At 35.4% G+C, this 21,270-nt stretch carries 19 protein-coding genes; 1 reads left to right on the top strand and 18 read right to left on the bottom strand.

Features of this window, described 5'->3' with window-relative positions:
* Positions 1–59 precede the first annotated feature (59 nt).
* The 18 genes from AEQSU_RS00440 to AEQSU_RS00520 form a co-directional block, all read right to left on the bottom strand.
* Positions 60–1,181 (bottom strand): mechanosensitive ion channel family protein, encoded by a 1,122-nt coding sequence (locus tag AEQSU_RS00440; RefSeq protein WP_014780877.1) that lies wholly within the window; start codon positions 1,179–1,181, stop codon positions 60–62.
* A gap of 65 nt (positions 1,182–1,246) precedes the next feature.
* Positions 1,247–2,128: a DMT family transporter gene (locus AEQSU_RS00445; RefSeq protein WP_014780878.1), complete on the bottom strand. Its 882-nt coding sequence runs from the start codon at positions 2,126–2,128 to the stop codon at positions 1,247–1,249.
* A 149-nt stretch (positions 2,129–2,277) separates the two neighbouring features.
* Positions 2,278–2,697, bottom strand: a complete 420-nt coding sequence (locus AEQSU_RS00450; protein WP_014780879.1) for a DUF2141 domain-containing protein — start codon at positions 2,695–2,697, stop codon at positions 2,278–2,280.
* Between the two features lie 58 nt (positions 2,698–2,755).
* Positions 2,756–3,766 carry an NAD-dependent epimerase/dehydratase family protein gene (locus AEQSU_RS00455; RefSeq protein WP_014780880.1) on the bottom strand — a complete coding sequence of 337 codons (1,011 nt, stop codon included), beginning with the start codon at positions 3,764–3,766 and terminating at the stop codon, positions 2,756–2,758.
* A 35-nt stretch (positions 3,767–3,801) separates the two neighbouring features.
* Positions 3,802–4,614, bottom strand: a complete 813-nt coding sequence (locus tag AEQSU_RS00460; RefSeq protein ID WP_014780881.1) for an META domain-containing protein — start codon at positions 4,612–4,614, stop codon at positions 3,802–3,804.
* 209 nt (positions 4,615–4,823) lie between these two features.
* Complete coding sequence (locus AEQSU_RS00465; RefSeq protein WP_014780882.1) at positions 4,824–5,978, bottom strand: MFS transporter; 1,155 nt, start codon at positions 5,976–5,978, stop codon at positions 4,824–4,826.
* Between the two features lie 15 nt (positions 5,979–5,993).
* The gene (gene uraH / locus AEQSU_RS00470; protein WP_014780883.1) at positions 5,994–6,401 is read right to left on the bottom strand and encodes a hydroxyisourate hydrolase; all 408 of its coding nucleotides are present in this window, start codon (positions 6,399–6,401) and stop codon (positions 5,994–5,996) included.
* 10 nt (positions 6,402–6,411) lie between these two features.
* Complete coding sequence (locus AEQSU_RS00475; protein ID WP_014780884.1) at positions 6,412–6,939, bottom strand: GlcG/HbpS family heme-binding protein; 528 nt, start codon at positions 6,937–6,939, stop codon at positions 6,412–6,414.
* A 96-nt stretch (positions 6,940–7,035) separates the two neighbouring features.
* A complete protein-coding gene (locus AEQSU_RS00480; protein WP_014780885.1) occupies positions 7,036–7,806 on the bottom strand; it encodes a TrkA C-terminal domain-containing protein in 771 nt (256 codons plus the stop codon).
* 68 nt (positions 7,807–7,874) lie between these two features.
* On the bottom strand, positions 7,875–8,444 hold the full coding sequence (locus tag AEQSU_RS00485) for a Crp/Fnr family transcriptional regulator (protein ID WP_014780886.1): 570 nt from the start codon (positions 8,442–8,444) through the stop codon (positions 7,875–7,877).
* 133 nt (positions 8,445–8,577) lie between these two features.
* On the bottom strand, positions 8,578–8,988 hold the full coding sequence (locus AEQSU_RS00490; RefSeq protein ID WP_014780887.1) for a hypothetical protein: 411 nt from the start codon (positions 8,986–8,988) through the stop codon (positions 8,578–8,580).
* Positions 8,989–9,173: 185 nt separating this feature from the next.
* Positions 9,174–10,040, bottom strand: coding sequence for a T9SS-dependent choice-of-anchor J family protein (locus AEQSU_RS00495; protein ID WP_014780888.1), 867 nt, complete (start codon positions 10,038–10,040; stop codon positions 9,174–9,176).
* 156 nt (positions 10,041–10,196) lie between these two features.
* Positions 10,197–12,983, bottom strand: coding sequence for a M16 family metallopeptidase (locus tag AEQSU_RS00500; protein ID WP_014780889.1), 2,787 nt, complete (start codon positions 12,981–12,983; stop codon positions 10,197–10,199).
* Positions 12,984–13,163: 180 nt separating this feature from the next.
* On the bottom strand, positions 13,164–14,195 hold the full coding sequence (locus AEQSU_RS00505; protein WP_014780890.1) for a TlpA family protein disulfide reductase: 1,032 nt from the start codon (positions 14,193–14,195) through the stop codon (positions 13,164–13,166).
* Between the two features lie 99 nt (positions 14,196–14,294).
* On the bottom strand, positions 14,295–15,710 hold the full coding sequence (locus tag AEQSU_RS00510; protein ID WP_014780891.1) for a RagB/SusD family nutrient uptake outer membrane protein: 1,416 nt from the start codon (positions 15,708–15,710) through the stop codon (positions 14,295–14,297).
* A gap of 11 nt (positions 15,711–15,721) precedes the next feature.
* Positions 15,722–18,700, bottom strand: coding sequence for a SusC/RagA family TonB-linked outer membrane protein (locus AEQSU_RS00515; RefSeq protein WP_342626292.1), 2,979 nt, complete (start codon positions 18,698–18,700; stop codon positions 15,722–15,724).
* Between the two features lie 9 nt (positions 18,701–18,709).
* On the bottom strand, positions 18,710–19,225 hold the full coding sequence (locus AEQSU_RS16865; RefSeq protein ID WP_245529095.1) for an STN and carboxypeptidase regulatory-like domain-containing protein: 516 nt from the start codon (positions 19,223–19,225) through the stop codon (positions 18,710–18,712).
* Between the two features lie 97 nt (positions 19,226–19,322).
* Complete coding sequence (locus AEQSU_RS00520) at positions 19,323–20,453, bottom strand: FecR family protein (RefSeq protein ID WP_014780892.1); 1,131 nt, start codon at positions 20,451–20,453, stop codon at positions 19,323–19,325.
* A gap of 115 nt (positions 20,454–20,568) precedes the next feature.
* Between AEQSU_RS00520 and AEQSU_RS00525 the strand changes: the two genes are divergently transcribed.
* The gene (locus AEQSU_RS00525) at positions 20,569–21,132 is read left to right on the top strand and encodes an RNA polymerase sigma factor (protein ID WP_014780893.1); all 564 of its coding nucleotides are present in this window, start codon (positions 20,569–20,571) and stop codon (positions 21,130–21,132) included.
* The last annotated feature ends 138 nt before the right edge of the window (positions 21,133–21,270 follow it).

Below are 21,270 nucleotides of genomic sequence, written 5' to 3' on the forward strand. Positions count from 1 at the left end.
TTTATTGCGAAGATGTTCAAAATTATTCAAAACTATTCATTTGAAAAAGAAATTGTGATTTAGTCTTTATCCTTTGGATCGTCATTATTTTTTCTAAAAACATCTTCATCCTTAAAAACAATAGTTCTATGAGGATATGCCAAATCAATCCCTTCGTTATCGAAGCGTTTTTTTATAATTTCCAATAAATCACAATGCATATTGAAAGCATCGCCATAATCGCGAGCCCACGTCCACGCTCTAACGGTCAATGTAGATTCGTTGATTGAAATAAGCGAAGTACGCACTTTCGGTTTTCCGTCTAAAATATCTATTTCAGTGCGGTTGTCTATAAGCAAAGGATGTTTTTCACATTCCTCTTGCATTATTTTTTTGGCGAGTTCCAAATTGCTTTCGTAAGAAATTTGAAACTCTATACGTTCGCAGATTTTCAATTCGCCTAAATTGTAATTGATAAGTTTTTCTTTGTTGATGATGGCGTTGGGTATTACAATCATCTTATTTTCAAAATTGCGGATTACGGTATGGCGCAGCGTAATATCTACAACCGTTCCAATCATTGTATCTGTTACTTTTATAACATCGCCAATTCTAAAAGGTTTAAAAGAAATGATAAACACACCGCCCACCAAATTTGATAATGCTTCCTGAGATGCAACACCCGCAATAAGTGCGATAACTCCTGCCCCACCAAGAGCAGTCTGCGCTACACCTTTTAAGGACGGAAAAGCCAAAAGCGCGAAAAGAACTCCGGTGGTATATATTCCTATAATGGCTACATAGCGCAGAAACTTAAAACTTGTGGAATCTTCCAAGTTTTCAATCTTCCGTTTAATGCTCATTCGGAACCACATATTTGTGGAGGCTGCGCCAACTATGGTTACAACAGCCACAATTCCTAAATAAAGGATTATGTTGAAATTATGTTTAAGAGCTTCCTGCTTTTCTTCATTCACAAAAAGAATACTCAAAGAAATTAAACCCAAAACAAGCCAAAGTGCATTTAAAATTCTTCGCACCCAATTAATGGTCTTCGGCTGTTCATTAGGATATTTTTTCTTTTCCTGTTTAATTAACCATTTATGAAAGAGGTTGGTTAACAAACGAAGTATGATTACGGAGCCAACTACAACCAAAGTCCAAATAATCTGTTCTTTATGGATTTCGAAAAAATCTAACATAGAATTATACTTGTTTTATTATTTTAAATTGAATGTTTTAACGCGACTTAGTTTGGGATTGGTTATTATGCTTTCTTCTTTTCCCTTATCAGATAAATACCCCACAAGATAAGCAATCCGCCAATTACATAATAGATGGTAAATTTTTCACCATCCAGCAAGCCCCAAATTACGGCAACCAATGGTAGCAAATAAGTAACCGTACTTGCAAAAACTGCTGATGTTTTCTGAATTAATTTGTAGTATAAAATCATGGCGATTGCTGTGCCCACAACGGTCAAAACACTTAAATAACCTAAAGCTTCCCAAGTTTGTGGATTGGCTTCAAAATGACTGAAAAATCCTGATAATACTAATATAATTAACGAAGGAATCATCCAAACCGAAAATACCGCTCCCGAAAGTTTTACTGAAGGAACGTGTTGCAGTTTTTCTTTAATTATAAGTCCAGCCACTGCATAACAAGCTGTTGCAAGAACCACTAAAAGTGCGTAACCAATTTTAGATTCTTCTGAAGTGGTTTCTGAAAAATACATGAGCATCGCAGCACCAGCAAAACCGATTAATGCTCCAAAAACCTGAAGCCATTTGCTTTTTATTCCGAAGAGGAAAAAACCCAATATCAATACGAAAACTGGCACCAAAGAATCTAAAATTCCTGCCATTGAACTGCTCACACGAGTTTGTGCAATTGGAAAAAGGTACATTGGTAGAAAATTCCCGAAGAAACCCGTTAAAGCAACCCAGAACAAGGTTTTCTTATCCATTTTACGGAGTGCAGGAAAACCGAGATAACCTAGAATTAATCCCGAGATCGCAACTCTAAAAGCGCCAATTTCATAAGGCGAAAAAACCAATAAGGATTTCTTTATCAAAATAAAGGAACTGCCCCAAGTGAGGCCTATAATTATAAGCAGAATCCATTTGTTGTCGAAACTTTTTCCCATAAGTCTGCAAAGATAAAAGCAATTGCGTGATGCAATTGCTTTTAGAACATAATTTACAATTATCTTTTACTACTCCAATGTTTGCTATCCGGAACCATTGATGAAAACTGTTTGTATACTTACGCATTCATAAATCGAAGAAGATTCTATTAAAATTTCATCAATTCAATCCTTAACGATTTATCTGAAGTTAGATTGAATTGACAATCCTCAAAAGAAGGCGCTGAGAATTTAGGTTTAAAGTTGTTTGAAAATGCGTAGGGTTCTTTTGGAATGCCGAATAAATTCTGATTACATATTTTATCATCGTTTAGATCCTGAAACATTGAAATTGCATAGGTTCCAGGTGGAATATCCTTAATTACAAACGTTTCAGAAGTATTTTTCACTTTGACTGTTTTACTTTTATAGGCTTGTCCTTCTTCTAAAAACCGTTCATTACTATTAAAAAGACCTATTTCAAGAGTTCCTTTTACGTTTTCAATATTGTGAATTGTTACTGTTAGTGTATGGGTTTGACTTTGTGCATTGACAAATAACAGCGGGAATAATAGGAGTAAGTATTTCATAGAAAATTTTTTTTTGTGAATGGTTTCAATAATAGGTTCTGCTTTGCCACGACTCAATTCAATAAAAGAACTGCTCTTTTAATTTTTTATCATTGTTCTTAAAAGCTTCTAAAGGTTCAGATTGTTTTAAGAGGTAATATTTAATCGGCTTTCTAAATAATGAAGCTCCAATTTTTTTAAGGCTAGAAACTTTTTCCGCCTCAATTTCGAAATAATCCTTCAAACTATGGCTTCTAAAATGAAGAATATTTTCCAAATCGTCGCCGTCCTCATAAAAGCCACAATGGAAGTTCTTTTCAGCAAACGCGTTTTCTGGAAAACTTAGTTCCCCGAGACCAAAAATTTCGAATGAGCGCTCTAAAAATCCTTCGTAATCAATTCTACAAGACTCGCCTCCACCAAGATTGAATATTCTTTTTGAAAGCGCATCCTGCTTTCCTATGGTTTTAACGAAAGCCCGAGCTGTGTCTTGCGGCGTCGCAATTTCCAGCGAAGTGTTTAATGGTTGGTGAAACATTAGTTTAGACATTTTGTGGCCGCCCATAATGGCAGCCAATCTAAAAATTGTCCAATCCAATTTGCTTTGCTGAACAATCTCTTCCGAAGCTATTTTCGTGAGCGCATATTCATCTCCAGGACTCGGTGTTAATGGATCCGTCACAGAAATGTATGGATTTACCAACCGATCACCATAAACGGAAATTGAGGAACTGTAAATAAAAAAACAGTTTGGTGAATGCTTTTCTAACATTTCAACTAAATTTCGCGTGCCTTCGGTATTTACTTTTTTGGCAGGTTCAGGAAAATCGTCCGCAACAGGTGGAATGATTGCGGCTAAATGAATTACATAATCCTTATTCGCCGCAATCTTTTTAACATCATTTTTATTGGTGATATCTCCGTAAATCAATTCCACTTTATCTTTAAAACCATCTAATTTCTTGATGGAATTTTTCGTTTTCTTGTCAAAAATGGTAATTGCTAGATTCGGAATGTTGAGCAATTGCTTCAAAACTTCGAATCCTACAGTACCTGAAGCACCTGTTAATAAAACTGATTTCTTATCCATTTAATTGATAATGTATTTTGATGATTTCGATTTAATTAAAAATATACTGCTTCAAAAACTGCAAGTGGCGCTCTTCGGCCTACATTCAATGAAAGCGTGTCGCCATTAATAGTATAATTATCTGCCAATTCAAAAATCTTTAGAAATTCTGCTTCGTTAACATTCACATCTGGGCAAGCCATTAATGTGGTCGCCATTTGTGAAAAACGAATTCTGTTGCCTTCTTCCAAAGTATAAGATCCCATCATCGTGTTGCAACCTGCAAAACCTGTTACTCGATTATCATCGGTTTTCAACATAAAATAAATTTCCTTTGCTTGGTTTTTAGACATTACTACATTTTGTCCTTCCAAGGTTTTCAATTTCCAATATTTCTCTGTGATGGTTTCAGATTTATTTTCAAGTTTTCTGAAGGTTGCCAAAGGGGCTCGCTTCCCAACATTTAATGAAAGTATGTTTCCAGTAATGGTGTAATTGTCTGCCAAACCAAAAATCTCTAAAAACTCAGATTCATTGAAAGCCTTATCAGGGCAAGCCATTTTTGTAGCTCCTAAGGCTGAAAAATTTATGCGATTTCCATCTTCTAATTTAAAGTTTCCAAAAAACCTGTTACAGCCAGAATAGCCAGAAATACGGTTTTCCTTTGCATCCATGGTGAAACTGATTTCCTCTCCACTTTTCGGAGTGTCTATCTTTTTGCCTTCTAGAGTTTCTAGAACCCATTTGGTTTCAGTAATGGTTTTTTCGTCATTCGTATTATCACCATTCATAATTTCTTTGTTTTGGGTGGTTCCACAACCGTAGAGAGTTAGCGCAGCTATGGCAATTGTAAAAAGTTGAATTTTCATAGTTAGTGTTTTTATAGGTTTTTAATTCTTAGAGTGTTTTTTGAAGTTTTCAAAATCTATTTCGGAAAACTACCTTTTTACGTTCAAAATACATCTTAGTGAAAAGCTAAATAAAAGCAAAGGTTTCAACAACACGATAGTGGTTTGGCACAAAGCGAGCCATGATTCATAAATACGCTCATTCTTCCCATTTTTTGGGAAATGTTTCACTATTTACGAAAAGACAAATGCGATACAAGAATTAATGCTGATAACACAATGCCAAGAGTTGAAACCCCAACCCACTGATAATGTTGCCAAGCTAAAGCCCCTAAAATAGTTCCCAAACCACCACCAATGAAAAAGGAAACCATATAAACTGTATTTATTCTATTTCTACCCTCTGGATTCTTTGCGAATATTATGTTTTGATTGGTAATGTGAAGTGCTTGTAATCCAAGATCAATCAAAATTACCCCAACTACTAAACCGAAAATTGAATTTCCAGAAACAAGAAATATTACCCAAGAAACAATTAGAAGAACAGCAGAAAATATAATGATTTTATCTTTGTTTATTTTGTCGTTCAACTTACCTACTACCGTTGCACCAAGGGCTCCGGCGATTCCTAAAAGTCCGAACAAACCAGAAATTGTGCTGCCATAACCAAAATTATCTTCCATTAAGAAAACCAAAGTAGTCCAAAAAGCACTTAAGCCCGCAAAGGCCAATGCGCCACGGAGCGATGCCAAACGCAGCGAAGGTTCTGTTTTAAAATAATGTAGAATGGATTTTAATAAACTACCGTAACTCCCTGGAAAATGTGGATTTAGTTTAGGTAGTTTCGCATTTAATATGAAGAATAAAAACACCATTAAAATAGAAGCAGCGTAATAAATAATACGCCAACCAAATTGCTCGCCCACAAAACCGCTAATAACCCTACTTCCTAAAATACCAATCAGAAGTCCGCTCATTACGATTCCAATGGCGCGGCCTCTTCCTTTATCGTCACTAAGTTGAGCCGCCATAGGTACAAAAAGTTGCGGAATGGAGGAAGTAAACCCAATAACAAAACTGCTAATAATCAATAGTAACAGGCTTGTCGAGGTCGCTGCTGCTAAAAGTGAAAGCACCATAAGTAGGAAATCCAATTTCAGGATGCGATGATTTGAAATTTTGTCGCCAAGCGGAATTATAAATAATAATCCAAAGGCATACCCTATTTGAGTACTGAGAGCCACATTGCTTACTGCTGCTTCGGACACGCCGTAATCTTGGGCTATTTCATGCAGCAAAGGCTGGTTATAGTAGAGATTTGCTACTATAAGGCCAGCCGAAATGCTCATTAAATATAATGTGGAATTCGTGAGTTTTGGAGTCATTTTAAAAATTTAAAATCAACTTCCGCGATATGTGGAATAACCAAAGGCGGATAATGTGATTGGAACGTGGTAGTGATTTTTACCTGTAATCTTAAAGGCAACCTCAACAAAAGGATAGAATGTTTCTTCTTTCATTTTTTTAAAATAATCTTCAATCATAAAGGTGAATCTATAAGTACCTTCATTATTTTCATTTGAAGGTAAAAAGTCATTTACACGTCCACTTTCCGAAGTTTTTTTCTCCGAAACGAAATCCCAAGTATTTGTTTGGGGATTCATTTTTTCCAACTTGATTGTTACTCCTTCTGCAGGTAATCCTGCGGAAACATCCAAGATGTGTGTTGAGAGTTGAAATTCTTTTTGTTGTGCGAAACCTGCGCTTGTTGCAAATATCACTAATACTGCTAAAAATAAAGTTTTCATTTTTTCTTTTTTAAAGGTTACTAATTTTTGTTGTAATTCCCACAGCAGGAATTTCTGCTGCTTTTGCTATAATATCATCGTTTTCTGCGCTTCCGCCTCCGGCAACTCCAATGCTTCCTACTACATTTCCATGCCAATAAATAGGTGTTCCTCCACTTAGCAATAAAAGTTCTGGTAGTGTATTTAGATTTTCAGAATCTGGATTATTTTGAGCTGCTCGCATTAATTGTAGCGTACCTTGTTTTGTTGAAAGCGATGTGAAAGCTTTTCTGCGCGCCGCTTCAGTATTGTGCGGACCAATATTCTTGCCTCTAGCTGCTAGAATAACTTCTCCAGAAGCATCCAAAATTACAATTGTTGCAGTTTTTCCTAACGATTCTGCTTTGCTAGTAGCATTTAGCATTAACTGTTGGGCGGCAGCCAAGTTTATTGTGGGAATGTTCTCTATGAATTTACTCCCAGTCTCTTGATTGGAAGTTTGTGCCATCATCATAAATGGGAAGGTTAAAAAGAGAAATAATAAGTGAGTCTTTTTCATTGTTTAATTTTTTTACAAAAATATTAAACAAAATCACTTTTAGCGTTGATCTACGTCAACGATTTATTTTTTGTGATAACATTATACTTTTCACTCTTATTGATCTTCCAATTTGCTTTGTTGCTGTTCTTCTTTACGTTTAGTTTCCTTTTGAACATATATATTATGCTGCATCTCAGCAGTAAAATCCTTTTTGCGCGCGTAAATGCTGTGTATTCCTTCTGCTTTACCATATACTGTTACGACGTCATTCGGGAGTAATTTAAAATCGCCCATTGGTGAGCCAAAATAATCTTCATTATCCCTATCTATCCCTAAGATCGTTATGCCTTCCTTTCTTAGCTCGAGATCCTTTAAAGTTTTGTTGGCAAGCCAATCATTTTCTCCAATTCTTTTTTCACTTATTTTATAATCATCCTTTAAGTGAAGAACTGCTGCATAATCTTGTATTTCTAAATCTGTATATTTCTTCAGCATTCTATCTATAAGTTTAGAAAGTCCGCGATCTACCCATTTACTTTTTATAGCCCAATAAATAAGGCTTAATCCAACAACCACAATTCCTAAACCGTATAATTTTGAAGATAAAGTATCAGGTAATACAAAAGTTAAAATCAGCGAAGACATTACAGTTACAATTCCCGCATTCCCGATTAGCATCAAATTAAAAATAATTTTTCGACGAACTGGATGATTCATTATTTTTTCAGATTCTGAAGTCGTAAAACCTGCGCCAGTATAGGCGGAACGAGCTTGAAATCTTGCACTTTGGGTTGAGAGTCCAGTATAGGTTAACGCAATTGTTGCGATTTTGGTAATTAATGCTGAAAGGGCTACTACTAGAAATAAGGTGATTGCTGCAATCATATTTTTAAGTTTTTAATTATAAACCGTTTCTAAGTTTTGTAATATATCGAGCTAGTCTAATCTCCCATTTACAATTTTGCTTTAGTTCTGCTTAAGGTTGCGGGCGAAATACCCAAATAGGAAGCCGCCATTTTATTGGAAACTCTCAAAAGAAAAGTGGGTTGATTTTTAATAACCCATTTCACTTTTTCTAAGGCATTAAAACCTTGAAAACCATAAATACGCTGCTGGGCTGTTATAAAACCAAGTTCTAAAATTTCTCGATAAATTTTGTCGAATTGTGAAAACTCATTTACTAATTTGTAAAAATCTACACGAGAAATTTTTAATAATTCAGATTTTTCAATGGCTTCCATATATTCGCAAGCTGGTTTTTGATCAATAAAACTTGGAAGGGCAGTACAAAACATATTCTCAAATGCGAAATAGCGCGAAGTTTCAATGCCATCATTATTAATTGTAAACAACCGAAGACAACCGCTATTTATAAAATAATAATGCTGACTCACATCTTCAAAACCTAGCAGTATTGAGTTTCTAGAAACTTTTTCGAAGTCAAATTTGGAGGAAATCCGCTCCAGTTCTGAAGTTGAGAAGATAGCTCTTTCCGATAAATATTTTTCTAGTTGTTCAAACATTTAAAAAATACTCTAAATTAATTATTGGTAAATCTAGGTTGATTAATAAGAAAACGCTGATATTAAAATCAAAAAATAAATCCAGGTTTTAGAATAAATTTACTAAAACCTGGATTTATATATATGCATTTGCTTAATTATTCCAATTCCGCCTTTCGTAAACAATCTGCGTTATTTTTTTAAAACTTTCTTTGTGAATTCCATAATTGGCTGGACTTAGTAGATCTTTCATATCTGCATTCAGAGCATCTACAAGTTTGTCAAATTTCATCTTTCTTTCAGCTTCGGTATAGCCATATTTTTTCAATCCCAATCGGGACATTTTGTAGGTATAATAATTTAAAAGTGAAAGATAGTTATCTCGTCCTTCTTCGTTTAACTTCATTTTAAGCACTTGCTCATAATGCCAAAACTGAAGATTATCTTTGTCTTGTGAACTAAAAATGATTTCAGTTTCAAAAGGATTTTCGTCAGCAGTTTTTTCTTGTGCAAAGGCGTTTAAGTTGAAGCAAAGAAGGATATTTAAAAATAGTATGTATTTCATATTTCAATTCTTAGTGATTAGTATTTTCGTTTAATTGTATAGATTTTATAAAAATAAGCTATTGCTTTGAAAAGCTACTATTAAGTTTTATTAATTCTCTTTCAAAGGTTATGCGAACCAAAAAACCTTATAAAAAAGGCTATCAATTATGGATAGCCTTTTTTACAATTAGAGATGTTTTAAATCTATCTTTTTACAATTTTAAAAGATTTATTTTGCCCGTCAATAGCAATCTTTACAATATAAACACCACTGTTAAGTGTAGATAAATTCAATGTCTCATTAACTTCTGATAGCTTTTTTGAAATCACCACTTGCCCCAATACATTGTATAAAGTAATATCGCTCATTGGCTTATCTGCCTTCAGAATCATTTGATTATTGTTATCTAGGAAATAAGTAAAGCCTTGAAATTCATTATCGCCGATACTGAGTGTCCCCGCGGTTACTCTAAGATCATCCAAACCAAGCATCCACTGGTCTGACGTTTGATGCCTAAAGGCAAGGTAAATATCCTGACCTATGTAAGGATTAAGATCTAAATTTATGGTTCTGCCTAAATAAGTTGGAAGCGTTTCGGAATAAATAGGAGTGGCGGCCAAAATCTCTGCTTGCGTATTGCCCGTTGTAACGGTGACATAATAGGTCTCACTAAAAAAATTACTGGAAGTACCGCCGGCCACAAAGTAAGTAAGTTCTACGTCTGTTGCGCCCGCAGGTATACTAATTTTAGGAAAAACAAGAATATTGTTGGCATTTAAGGCACCTTGACCACCATTATTGTTAGCGCCTAAAGTAATGTAAGACGCAGACATAATAAAGTTGCCATCATAAATAAGGTACATATCTTGCGTAAAATTGGTTGGTTTTGTGAGGCCCCAATTATAACCATCTCCATCTACATCATAGGATAGAAATGTAGTGGGAATGTCTGTGTCTTCACCCACGTTGTCACCAACGGTATAAGATTCAAAATCTTCTTCATAAATAACGTTTTGGGCGTTCAAGGCAAGCGCAGCAAAGATTGTTGCGAATAGGGTAATTTTCTTCATTTTTATAGATTTGGGGGTTTGTATATTACCAAAATAATTGTAAAACAATTAATTCCCAAATTAAATTAAAGGAATTATCGTTCAATCTAGCGAATTTAAAGAATAATGTGGGCAATCTTTAAATTAAAAACCCACATTATTCTATAATAACTTTAATTACTTCAAAGGCTTCCCTTCTTGATCTAAAGATCCCGCTTTAATAATTATTAGTTTATCTACGTCAATATATTTTTTGATGGCTGCATTAACTTGCTCCAAGGTAACAGCTTCCAACATTGCAGGATATTCATAGATATAACTTGGTTGCTCGCCGCGTTGAACAACTGCTAGAATGTTACTTGCCATTCCTCGAGTAGTGGCCAAACCAATTTTAAAAGCACCAATCAAACTAGATTTTTTGTCTTTTAACTCTGCAGCGGTGATACCTTCCTCAGACCATTTTTTAAGTTCCTTCAAAGTTGCGTCTTCACCTGTTGCGAATAATTCCGGGTTAAATGACGCATTTATGTACCAATAACCATCTGCAAAAGTAAATCCGTTTTGGCGTGAAGAAATACCATACGTTAAACCAGCTTCATCGCGAACGGTAAGCATCAGTCTTCCTGAAAAACCACCGCCTAAAACGCTGTTTCCAATATAAAAAGGAAGAAAATCTGCATTGCTACGTCGCATTCCCGTGTATTGACCTATAAAAAGTTCCGCACTTGGCTTTTCTGGGATTGTTACAACTTTTACTAGTGCATCACCTTTTTTAGTGTCAAATGTTTTCGAAGTTCTCTTTACACCGCCGCTCCAATTTTTAAAATTATTTTCCAAAGATTTATAAACGGTTTTTGTATCCACATCTCCAACTGCAACAAGGTGCATATCTGCTGGTCCAAAATATTTTTTATGAAAGGCTTTTATATCAGCTAATTTCACATTTTCAATATTTTCAATAGTCTTTTCAATGGACGAAGTGTAATTTGGATGTCCAACAGGATATAGGTTCTGCGTAAGAGCAATGCTTCCTTGTGTTCCAGGATCTGAAAGACCTGGTTGCATATTCCCTATAAACTGTTGCTTTAGCAAATCAAATTCCTTTTCATCGAAAAGTGGATTGCGCAATTCCTCAGCCAAGAGTGCAATTACAGTATCAACGTCCTTTGATAAGGATTTAAAACCTAAACTTACGTGATCATTGTCTGAGCCCACGTAAATATCAACACCCAGTTTTTCAAGTTTTTGTGAAAACTGAAATTTGTCGTTTTTAGTAGTTCCTTTGCTTAACATTGAAGTTGTAAGCGTTGGGATCATCTCGTTGTTTTTTCCATCGAAAAAATCACCAATTGGAAAACTTCCGGCTACAGTAACATATCCTTTAGCACCCGTTTTCTTTATAATAACATCAATGCCAGCAACTGTTTTTCTGATGAAATCTTCATTACTTGGAATTTCTGTTACAGCTTTAACTTCTACTTCTGAAATAGTCTTTACCTCATTTAATCCATCCACAAACATTTCAGGATTTCTGTAGAAATATTTTCCGTCTGTTTCGGCATTGCGTTTTGCAGCTCCTTCCACAGTTTCAGCATTCGCTCCAGCTTTTTTTGGAATAAAAAATCCTGTAGTACTTTGGTCAAGCACTAAATATTTGTTGGCAACTCGTTTAACATCGGCAGCGGTAACTTTTGCAAGTTTTTTGCTTTCGTTGATGTATTCCGTCCAATCTCCACCAGATATAAATTCAGTCAATTCTGAAGCGATGCTTCCTGAACCGTCTCTTCCTAAAATAGTTTGAGCGTTTAGATTCGCAATAATTCTATCAATATCTGCTTGTAAAACACCGTCTTTCTTAACTTTTTCAAGAGTTTCCAAAAGTTTGGTATTCATTTCTTCTGAATTTTTTTCAGGATCAAATCCTAAACTCACAGTAAACAATCCATTTTCAGCAAATTGTGAAGCTGAAGCCGCTGCGTAATAAGCAAGACCAGCATCTACAAATTCCTTGCTTAAAACTGATGAAGGACCACTGCCCAAAGCATCTGCCAAAATTATTAAGGCTGGAATGTCTTCGTGTAATGTTCCTGGAATTTTATAGGCCACGGTGTTTACACTCGTTTCGCCCGCTTTGCTTATTTGAATTTTACGAGGCCCGTATTGTGGCGGCTCTTCTGTGTAAGGTTGTGGAATAGTATGGCTTGCTTTTGAAATTTTTCCGAAGTAAGAATCTACCAATTTAAACAAATTGTCTTTCTGGAAATCGCCAACTACCGTTAACCAAGCGTTGTTAGGCCAGTAATACGTGTCATAAAAATCACGCAAAACTTTCATCGGCATATTTTCAATATCTGAACGCCATCCAATAGTGGAATGGTGATAGCCGTGAGCCATATAGGCTGTTGCCCAAATTTCTTTGGAAAGTAGTGAATTTGGATTGTTTTCACCACGTTCAAATTCGTTACGAACCACGGTCATTTCTGCTTCTTTGTCTTCTTTCAACAAAAGAAGGTTGCGCATTCTGTCTGCTTCAATTTCAATAGCAAGTTCAATTTTATCGCTTGGAATAGTTTCGTAATAGTTAGTACGGTCATTCCAAGTTGTGGCGTTCATCTGGGCGCCATAACGTGTTAATTCAGAATCGATAGAGGTACCTTTCTTTTTATTGAATTTTTCGGTTCCTTTAAACATTAGGTGTTCCAAAAGGTGTGTAGAACCTGTATTTCCAGGAACTTCATACTTTGAACCTACGTCGTAAACCATTTGAACGTTTACCACAGGCGCGGCGTTGTCCTGAACTAAAAGTATTTTTAGTCCGTTGGGAGTGTAAAGATATTCTATAACTCCATCCAATTCCTGTACTTTTTCAAATTTGGAATTAGTAGTTTGGGCGATTGTCGATTGCTGAACTATTAGCAATAAAGCTAAAAGGATCAGTGATTTAAGCGAAAAAATATGTTTCATAGTTTACTTTTTTATAATATGAATGTTAGAATATTCGATGTAATTTGCTAGGTTGAAATAGTAAGTAGAAAAAAGGGCCGCCGAAAATAAATTCTTTGGCCTTTTTCTAGAAATCTCGGGGGAACAAATCAGGGAACAGTCCCGAGAAAACTTACTAACCAACTAAAAACAAATCAAAAACTATATATTCAATGAATTAAATAATTCTATTAATTGAGGATCTGAAGGACGTGGCGCATCATAGCTCACGATGATTCCTTCAGGATCCAAAAGGATAAATCTTGGAATACCTTGTATGTAATAATCTTGGATAAATTTTGAATCTATTTCATTATCGGCCAAAAGTTGCATGCTCATCAATTCTTTATCAACAATCATTTTGCGCCATTTGTCCTCGTCTTTTTTACGATCTATGGAAATTCCAACAAATTGAATGTTTTTCCCTTCATATTCCTTTTCAATTTCAATAAGGTAAGGCATTTCATAAATGCAAGGAACACACCATGTAGCCCAAACATCTATATAAACATACTTTCCCTTAAGGTCTGCGATAGAAGTTGTTCCACCTTTATAATTTACATAATCAGTAAATTCAGGGGATTTCATTCCTGGACTCAAAGCTGCATTGATCTCTAATTGTTGAAGATGCTGCGCTTGGATATCTGTTTCAAATTTTGCGATGTTTTCTTTTTCTGAAGCAATAAAAGCTGGAGATAATTCAGATTTTTTATTTTCTAAATTATCAGTCAAGTCTTTGGAATAGGCCGAAGTCTTTGCATCAAAGGCGCTGGTTTCAAGTGCGAGGTATTCTTTGTAATCTTCGCCCATCAACTCGCCACTTTTCTTTCCCTTATAGCGAAGAAAGTTGTTTTCTTCTGAACCGTTTCCGGTATAAGAAATCGTTTTTAAAATTTTACCAGCGTCAAAATTTAATTCAACATCCATATCATTAGCAAGATAAACATTGAAAACATCATTGTAAACAGCACTGAAATAGGCTGGTTCCTTTAATTTTAACGTATCGCGAAAAGCTCCGTTTTCATCAACTTTAATAACAACGTTTTCTGAAGTTTTTGGATCGAAAAGTCGAAGAACTTCATTCTCAATAGGGTTTGAGATTTTTCCGTGAATCACGGCATAGTCCTTTGGCGGTTGTTCCTGCTTACAGGCAGCGAAAAGACAAATAATTGCAATTAGAAATAGATTTTTCATTTTAGTGTTTTTTTAATGGGTTATTAAACTTAACAGGAAGATTGCTTCTCCAGATAGCTATCGGGATAGCATGACGACTGTTAAGTCTCAAAAGGTTTATTAGTATCCTGAATTTTGAACCAGCGCATTGTTTCCTATCAATACTTCAGCAGGATATGGCAATACAAACTTGTTTTCGTTATTGAGGGTTGGTTTGATTGATGAAGCATCCAAATTGCCCAAGATGTCATAACGCACGAGGTCAAAAAGCGGCTCACCGTTTTCATAGAAAAGCTCCAATAATTTTTCTTTACGAATGTCTTCCAATAAAGTAGGAACATCTATAAAATCTTTAGGGTCCACTCCTGCTCTATCCCGAATTGTGTTTAGGCTTAAAAGCGCAAGTCCGGTATCACCGCCAGCACGAGTCAAGGCTTCTGCGTGAACTAAGTACATTTCTGCTAATCTCAAATGGTACAATGTATTATTTTGTGAACTTGCAAAACTGTTAAAAGGATATTTTGCTTGTCCATTAACACCCTGTGTGTCATCGGAATATGCAAAACTAAAGCGTGGATCGTAATTTGAACCAGCACCAGTTAAATCACCATCGTTTGGGTCTCCAACTTGTGCATCGGCAAGCGAACGCAAATATTCGCTGTAAGTAGTTCTGTTTATCACATTCATATTCGTTCCACCTTCAGCACCAGGGCCGCAGAATGGTGCGAAAATAACTTCTGGAGAATAAAATTGATTCTGAAATATGTCTGTATAGCTAAATTCCAATTCATAACCTTCACCATTAAATATTACTTCTTCAGCAAGGGTAGCGGCTTCAGCATATTTGCCTTCGTACAATTTTACTTTTGCAAGCAATGCTTTTGCGGCAAGACTTCCGCTGTAAAAATGGTCTATAAAAACTGGGCCATTAACCACGGCGTATTCCAAATCTGCTTCAATTAAATTGTAAACTTCTTGCACTGAATTACGTGGTTTTGATTCTAATTCTGTAGAAAAAGTAGTTCTCAAAACTATACCGTACTTAGAACTTACATCATAATACTGCCCAAAATAGCGCAACAAGTTAAAATGTGCAAAAGCTCTTTGAAATTTTGCTTCGGAAATCATTCCTGCTTTACGCTCGTCTGAAATTCCAATCGCTTTACCAGCTTCCAACTCTTGAATTAAAAAGTTGGCTGTATTTATTATTTTGTATTGACCGCTGTAGAGATTAGTCAAAAATTTATTTTCAACAGGAACTTCATTTGTATTAAACCCTGTACTACCGCTTACGCCGTTTGTTAATACTCCTTCATCTCCATATCCGGCTAAATGAAGTGGAAAGAAACTAACGTCGAATTCACGACCCAAATCATAAACGCCGTTTAACACTAGTTGTGCAGATGCCTCGTCGCGAATGGTATTTTCAACTGTTAATTGATTGATGGGCTGAATATCGTCAATACTGCAACTAGAAATTGTAACTGCAATTGCGAGTATTACTAATTTTTGAAATGTGTTTATATATTTTTTCATCTGTTTTGTTTTTAAAATTGAAGTTGAAATCCAAGTGAAAATGATTTTGACAATGGATACGGATCTTCTGCATTTGTTTGGTCAACAATGGATCCTCTATCGGAAATTGCTTCGGGATCTATTCCTGGCCATTCAGTCCAAGTTGCTATATTGCTAGCAGTAATCATAAGTCTTGCACTGTCTAAACCTATTCTTTCCATTAAATAAGCGTCGAAGTTATAGGCCAACTGTAAACTCTTTAATCGTAAATAGGAAGTATCAAATAAGTACCTGTCAGAAATACGACCACTCCCAGATGGATCTGTATAAAGCGCGCGCGCATAACGAGCATTCGGGTTTTCTGGAGTCCAAGTGTTTAAAGCATATTCGCTATACTTATTTTCGCCTTGGCTGTTGTATGTTCCAGTAGCAACGCCGTCCCAAATGGTTTCGGCTCCTACAGAATATTGTAATAATGCAGAAAGACTGAAAGCTTTATATTTAAATGTGTTAGAGATTCCTCCAAAATATTCTGGCTCAATGCTACCTATAATCGTTCTATCTGCGGATGTAATTTCGCCATCGCCATTAACGTCCTCAAACATATAATCGCCTACACTTGTTGAAAATTGATCGTAAAATCCAGTTGGGGAAGCTGCATTTAACGCATCTACCTCACCTTGATCTTGGAAGATTTTAACAACTTTATACCCTTTTATGGTTCCTACTGGCTCGCCTTCTATATAATTATCTAAAAGAAAGTTACTTATGGTAGCACCATTAATTTTATCTAATTTATTTCGGTTGAAAGCCCAATTTACATTTGCACTCCAAGTAAAATCGTCAGTTCTAACAATATCGCCTCCTAGGCTTAGCTCTATTCCTTTGTTAGTCATGTCTATAAAATTGGAGAAATATGTACTTGGGCCCAACTCCAATGGGAAAGGTGTACGTACTAAAGCTCCTTCAGTTTTACGTTTGTAAGCATCTACACTACCGCGCAATCTAGAATTGAAGAAAGCAAAATCTAACCCTAAGTTTATTTCTTCAGTTGTTTCCCATCCTATATTTTTGTTTGGAAAGATATCTGAAGGAATTACGGCAGAACCTCCATTATAGATGTCGCCTGAACCGGTTTCAAAGAAAGGTAAATAAGCAAAATCTCTAACGTTTGTAGATCCTACACGACCTAAACTTGCACGAAGTTTAATGATGTTTATCTTTTCATTGTTATAAAGGAAATCTTCATTGGCAATATTCCAACTTGCGGAAAGTGATGGGAAGTTTCCTCTTTTGTTTCCTGGTCCAAATTTAGACGAAGAATCTGATCTGTAATTTATGGTCGCGTTATACCTATTTTTATAGTTATAGGTTAATCTACTAAAAACTGAATTTAATCCGCTTTCAACGCGGCTGCTAGCATATCCTATAACAGATTCTGCTGAAGAGGCGTTAATTAGCACCTCATCATCTGGGAAACCTGCGTAAAACTGACTTGAATTATCAAAATTTGTTCTATCCCACGCAAAACCTCCAAGAATATTAAAGTGGTGGTTGGATAGTTTGAAATCGTAATTAGCAGTAAGATTTGTGGTAACATTGGAAACCGTTCCATCAGATTCAGTTAAATAAGCATCGTTTGGAAATATCACAAAGTCTGTTTGTGTAATTTTTGGGATAAAAACACTGCTCGTATTATTGAAAACAGCAACATTCACATCTGCTTTTACTTTCAAGTTTTCAATTGGTTCAACTTCTAAATAACTGTTACCAATAAAGTTGTATGATTTTTTAAGATTTACATTCTGTAAACGCATTAAAGGGTTTGGCTCTAAAGTCTCAAAACCATAACTATAATCAGGCTGTCCATAAAGCTGCCCAAATTCATTATAAACTGGAAGATCTGGACGTGCTTTGGCAATTGAAGTGTTTATATTGTATTGTCCAAAACCTTCATCTTCTCCTGAGTCTGTTTTGGTATGACTTACACTTACAGAACCACCCATTTTAATATAATCGTTTACATCATTATCCAATGACATACTTAAATTGTATTGCTTCATTTCATCTTTTACAGTAAGACCTTCTTGATCTATTCCGGAAAGACTTAATGAATATCTGCTTTTATTTCCGCCACCTATTATGCTAAAGTTGGCTTGTTTTGTAATTGCAACATCTCTAAAAACAACATCATTCCAATTTGTATCAGCTTTTCCGAAGTAGTCCTCACGTAGACCGTCATAATTTACTTCAAAGGTTGAAAAATCCAGTTCTACATTTCCAATATTATTAAGGTCAAAACTGAAGAATGGATCCAATTGGCCCGCATTCATCGCATCAACAGAGTTACCAATTAATTGATCGTAAAACGCTCTATATTGTTTCGCATTAAGAACGTTTAATGTGTTTATTGGCTCAGCCAAAGTTGTGGAAGTGGTAAAACTAATTGTAGGTTTTTGTCCCTTTTTTCCACGTTTTGTTTGTACAATAATAACACCATTTGCTCCACGAGAACCATAAATAGAAGTTGCAGCAACATCTTTTAATATATCAAAACGCTCAATATCGTTAGGATTTATAGTTAATAGTGGATTAGCACCATTCAACCCATCAATATTAAAAGCAACCCCATCTATAACATATAGCGGTTGGTTGAGATTGAATGAAGATAGTGGCGAAGTAATACCCCGAATGTTTAAACGCACTGGCGATCCCAAACGGCCACTTCCTTGAGATACCTGAACCCCTTTTACCAATCCGCCCAAAGCGCGATCAAAACCAATATTTCCTAGAGATGATTGTACTATTTCTTCCGTGTTAACAGAAGAAACTGCGCCTGTAACATTTTCACGTTTTTGTTCGCCATAACCAATTAGCACAACTTCGTCTAACTGACTTAAATCTTCAGTCATCACGAGATTGATGGTGATATTACCGTTTACTTCGAAACGTTCGGTTTTATAACCCAAAGAAGAAAACACCAAAACGTTTTGACCATCAGCCAAAGTAATCGTGTACTGTCAATCAAAATTTGTTACCGTTCCTTTATTTGTACCTTCAATAAGAACCGTTACACCAGCCAAAGGCATTCCCGTTTTATCGGTAATGGTTCCTTGAATAGGTTGTTGTAGCGCAGTAGATGAAGATGAAATAATATTAAGTCCTGAAGGATTCGAAGTCTTTTTTAGCACAATTTGCTTTCCTAAAATTTGGTAGGAAATGTCGCTATTACTAAAAAGGCCTTGCAATACTTCTATAACCGGCTTGTCTTCCGCAGAAAAAATCACTCTTTTACGAACGTTTACATCTTTACTGTTATAAAAGAAATGAAAGTCGGTTTGATCTTCAATAATTTGAAAAACCTGAGTGAGTGGCACTCCGTCTGCAATAACAGAAACATTTTTTCCTTGTCCGTAGCCATTGGTAGCGTTCATCTGGAAAAGACTGACAAGTAATAATGTGAAAGTGAGTTTCATCTTTAAATGATTGGTGTTGAAAATGTACCGAAGCACACCTCTGATTGATTCGTTTTTCATAATTTTACATCGGTTTTACTTTGTTGGAAATAAGGTTAAATCACTTTTATTAAAGGGAGGTGTTGGCGCATCTTCCTTTTTTTGGTTAAATATGTTTCTATTTTTTAGGCTTGTTTATAGTAACCGTCCCATTTTTAATATAATAGTCGAAATTTTTATAGGTTTGGAAAGTCTTTAAAACTTCCTCAATAGTTTCATTTTTGAAAGTCGCTGTAATATATATTTTAGCGAGTTCAGGATAGTTATTTTCAATTTTTACATTGAATTTTCGCTCTAATTTGTTGGCTATAACTTTAAAAGAATCATCTACAAAAACCAACTCACCTTGAACCCACGCAACATATTTGGCAACATTTACTTCTACGATTTGCAAAGTTTCGTTTTCAAAAACCGCCTTTTCGTTAGGACTAATGATCTTTGTATCATTGTTTGCGAGTTTACTGTGTGCAGCCACTTTTCCTTCAACCAAAACAGTATACGTTTTTTGGTCATTGGTATAAGAAGTTACGTTGAAATGTGTTCCCAAAACCTCAACATCCATATCTTTCGTATTCACTATAAAAGGGTGTAATGGATCTTTGGCAACTTCAAAATAAGCTTCTCCATCCAAGAAAACCGTGCGATTTTCGCTCTTTATAAAATTGACGGGGTATTTAAGTTTTGTTCCAGCATTCAAAACAACTTGCGAACCGTCGGAAAGCACAAGTTTGAAAGTTTTTCCATAAGGAACATTCAAAGTGTTGTATTGCAAAGTTTCTTCAGGAGTAGCATTTCCATAAACAAGTTCATTTTGTTTTTGTTCTGAAATTATATTTCCGTCCGCATCTACAATCGTGGAATTATTATTTTCATCAATAATTTTAATACTGCCGTCCTCTAGTTGTAAAGTAATTTGGGGAGCGTCCATAAAGGCATTTTTTTGCGGGGAATTCAAATAAATACCGTAAGTTAAAATGGCCACTCCCACAAAAACAGCGGCATATTTCAGCCAATGAGGAATAAGTTTTCTAATAGGGGTAGTTATTTTTACTGCTGAAAGATTCGTCATCAACTTAGAATAAGCAGTTTCAGAATCCACAGATGCTGAAAGCTTGTTGAGACGATGGTTTATTTTAACGAACTCCTTAAAAGTTTTTTGATTTTTTGGAGTTTGTAACCATTCAATAAGCTGAAGTTTTTCTGCTTCGGAAATGGTTTCGTTTAAATATTTAATTATAAGTGTTTTCAAAACTAAATTTTCTCTTTTATACCGCTATGATGCATAATAAATGATTTACCCTTAAGTTTTTTTTCATTATTTTTAATATTCCTAACTTCGACACCGAAATCTCGCAAAAACACCAATGGATGATGACCATTTGATAGCAGATATAAAACTAGGAAATGAACGAGCGTTCAAGTCTTTGTTTGAAAAATACTACAGGCCGCTCTGCGCCTACCTTAGAAGCTACACCCCAGATTTTGATTCCGCTGAAGAATTGGCCCAAACCACTTTCGTAAAATTTTGGAATAAACGCGAAGAAATTGATGTTCATACTTCTGTGAAAAGCTATCTTTTTAAGATGGGTTATAATTCTTTTTTGAAAACCATTCGGCAGAAAAATAAGCAATCCACTTTGCTAGAAGAGCTTAAATATAAAGCTTTGGAAGAAGAGGAAAACCGTCCAGAAAATGATTTGCAAGCAGCCACAGAACGTTTACGTAACATTATTGAAACCCTTCCTCCGCGCTGCCAAGAAATACTAAAACTGAAACTGGAAGGTTTAAAATATCAGGAAATTGCGGATCAATTGAATCTTTCAATAAAAACCGTGGAAGCTCAAATGCGGATTGCATTCACCAAAATTCGAGAAGACTTTAAGGATGGATTGATTTTGTGGATTTTGCTGAATACCAGAAAAGTTTAGCCACGAATTCACGAATAATTACGTGTAAAATATTCGTGCATTCGTGGCAAAAAAAGTATCATTTCCAAAATCTAAACTGACAATTATCATTTTATAGTTTTTTAAGCAAAGGTAATTTTGAAGCAGAATTCAAAAAAG

This window comes from Aequorivita sublithincola DSM 14238 (assembly GCF_000265385.1).
Lineage (GTDB): Bacteria > Bacteroidota > Bacteroidia > Flavobacteriales > Flavobacteriaceae > Aequorivita > Aequorivita sublithincola.

Bases quoted from the DNA above. Each gene is read 5' to 3' on its own strand.
- AEQSU_RS00440 (WP_014780877.1), bottom strand. From the start codon at position 1,181: ATGTTAGATTTTTTCGAAATCCATAAAGAACAGATTATTTGGACTTTG.
- AEQSU_RS00445 (WP_014780878.1), bottom strand. From the start codon at position 2,128: ATGGGAAAAAGTTTCGACAACAAATGGATTCTGCTTATAATTATAGGC.
- AEQSU_RS00450 (WP_014780879.1), bottom strand. From the start codon at position 2,697: ATGAAATACTTACTCCTATTATTCCCGCTGTTATTTGTCAATGCACAA.
- AEQSU_RS00455 (WP_014780880.1), bottom strand. From the start codon at position 3,766: ATGGATAAGAAATCAGTTTTATTAACAGGTGCTTCAGGTACTGTAGGA.
- AEQSU_RS00460 (WP_014780881.1), bottom strand. From the start codon at position 4,614: ATGAAAATTCAACTTTTTACAATTGCCATAGCTGCGCTAACTCTCTAC.
- AEQSU_RS00465 (WP_014780882.1), bottom strand. From the start codon at position 5,978: ATGACTCCAAAACTCACGAATTCCACATTATATTTAATGAGCATTTCG.
- uraH (WP_014780883.1), bottom strand. From the start codon at position 6,401: ATGAAAACTTTATTTTTAGCAGTATTAGTGATATTTGCAACAAGCGCA.
- AEQSU_RS00475 (WP_014780884.1), bottom strand. From the start codon at position 6,939: ATGAAAAAGACTCACTTATTATTTCTCTTTTTAACCTTCCCATTTATG.
- AEQSU_RS00480 (WP_014780885.1), bottom strand. From the start codon at position 7,806: ATGATTGCAGCAATCACCTTATTTCTAGTAGTAGCCCTTTCAGCATTA.
- AEQSU_RS00485 (WP_014780886.1), bottom strand. From the start codon at position 8,444: ATGTTTGAACAACTAGAAAAATATTTATCGGAAAGAGCTATCTTCTCA.
- AEQSU_RS00490 (WP_014780887.1), bottom strand. From the start codon at position 8,988: ATGAAATACATACTATTTTTAAATATCCTTCTTTGCTTCAACTTAAAC.
- AEQSU_RS00495 (WP_014780888.1), bottom strand. From the start codon at position 10,040: ATGAAGAAAATTACCCTATTCGCAACAATCTTTGCTGCGCTTGCCTTG.
- AEQSU_RS00500 (WP_014780889.1), bottom strand. From the start codon at position 12,983: ATGAAACATATTTTTTCGCTTAAATCACTGATCCTTTTAGCTTTATTG.
- AEQSU_RS00505 (WP_014780890.1), bottom strand. From the start codon at position 14,195: ATGAAAAATCTATTTCTAATTGCAATTATTTGTCTTTTCGCTGCCTGT.
- AEQSU_RS00510 (WP_014780891.1), bottom strand. From the start codon at position 15,710: ATGAAAAAATATATAAACACATTTCAAAAATTAGTAATACTCGCAATT.
- AEQSU_RS16865 (WP_245529095.1), bottom strand. From the start codon at position 19,225: ATGAAAAACGAATCAATCAGAGGTGTGCTTCGGTACATTTTCAACACC.
- AEQSU_RS00525 (WP_014780893.1), top strand. From the start codon at position 20,569: ATGGATGATGACCATTTGATAGCAGATATAAAACTAGGAAATGAACGA.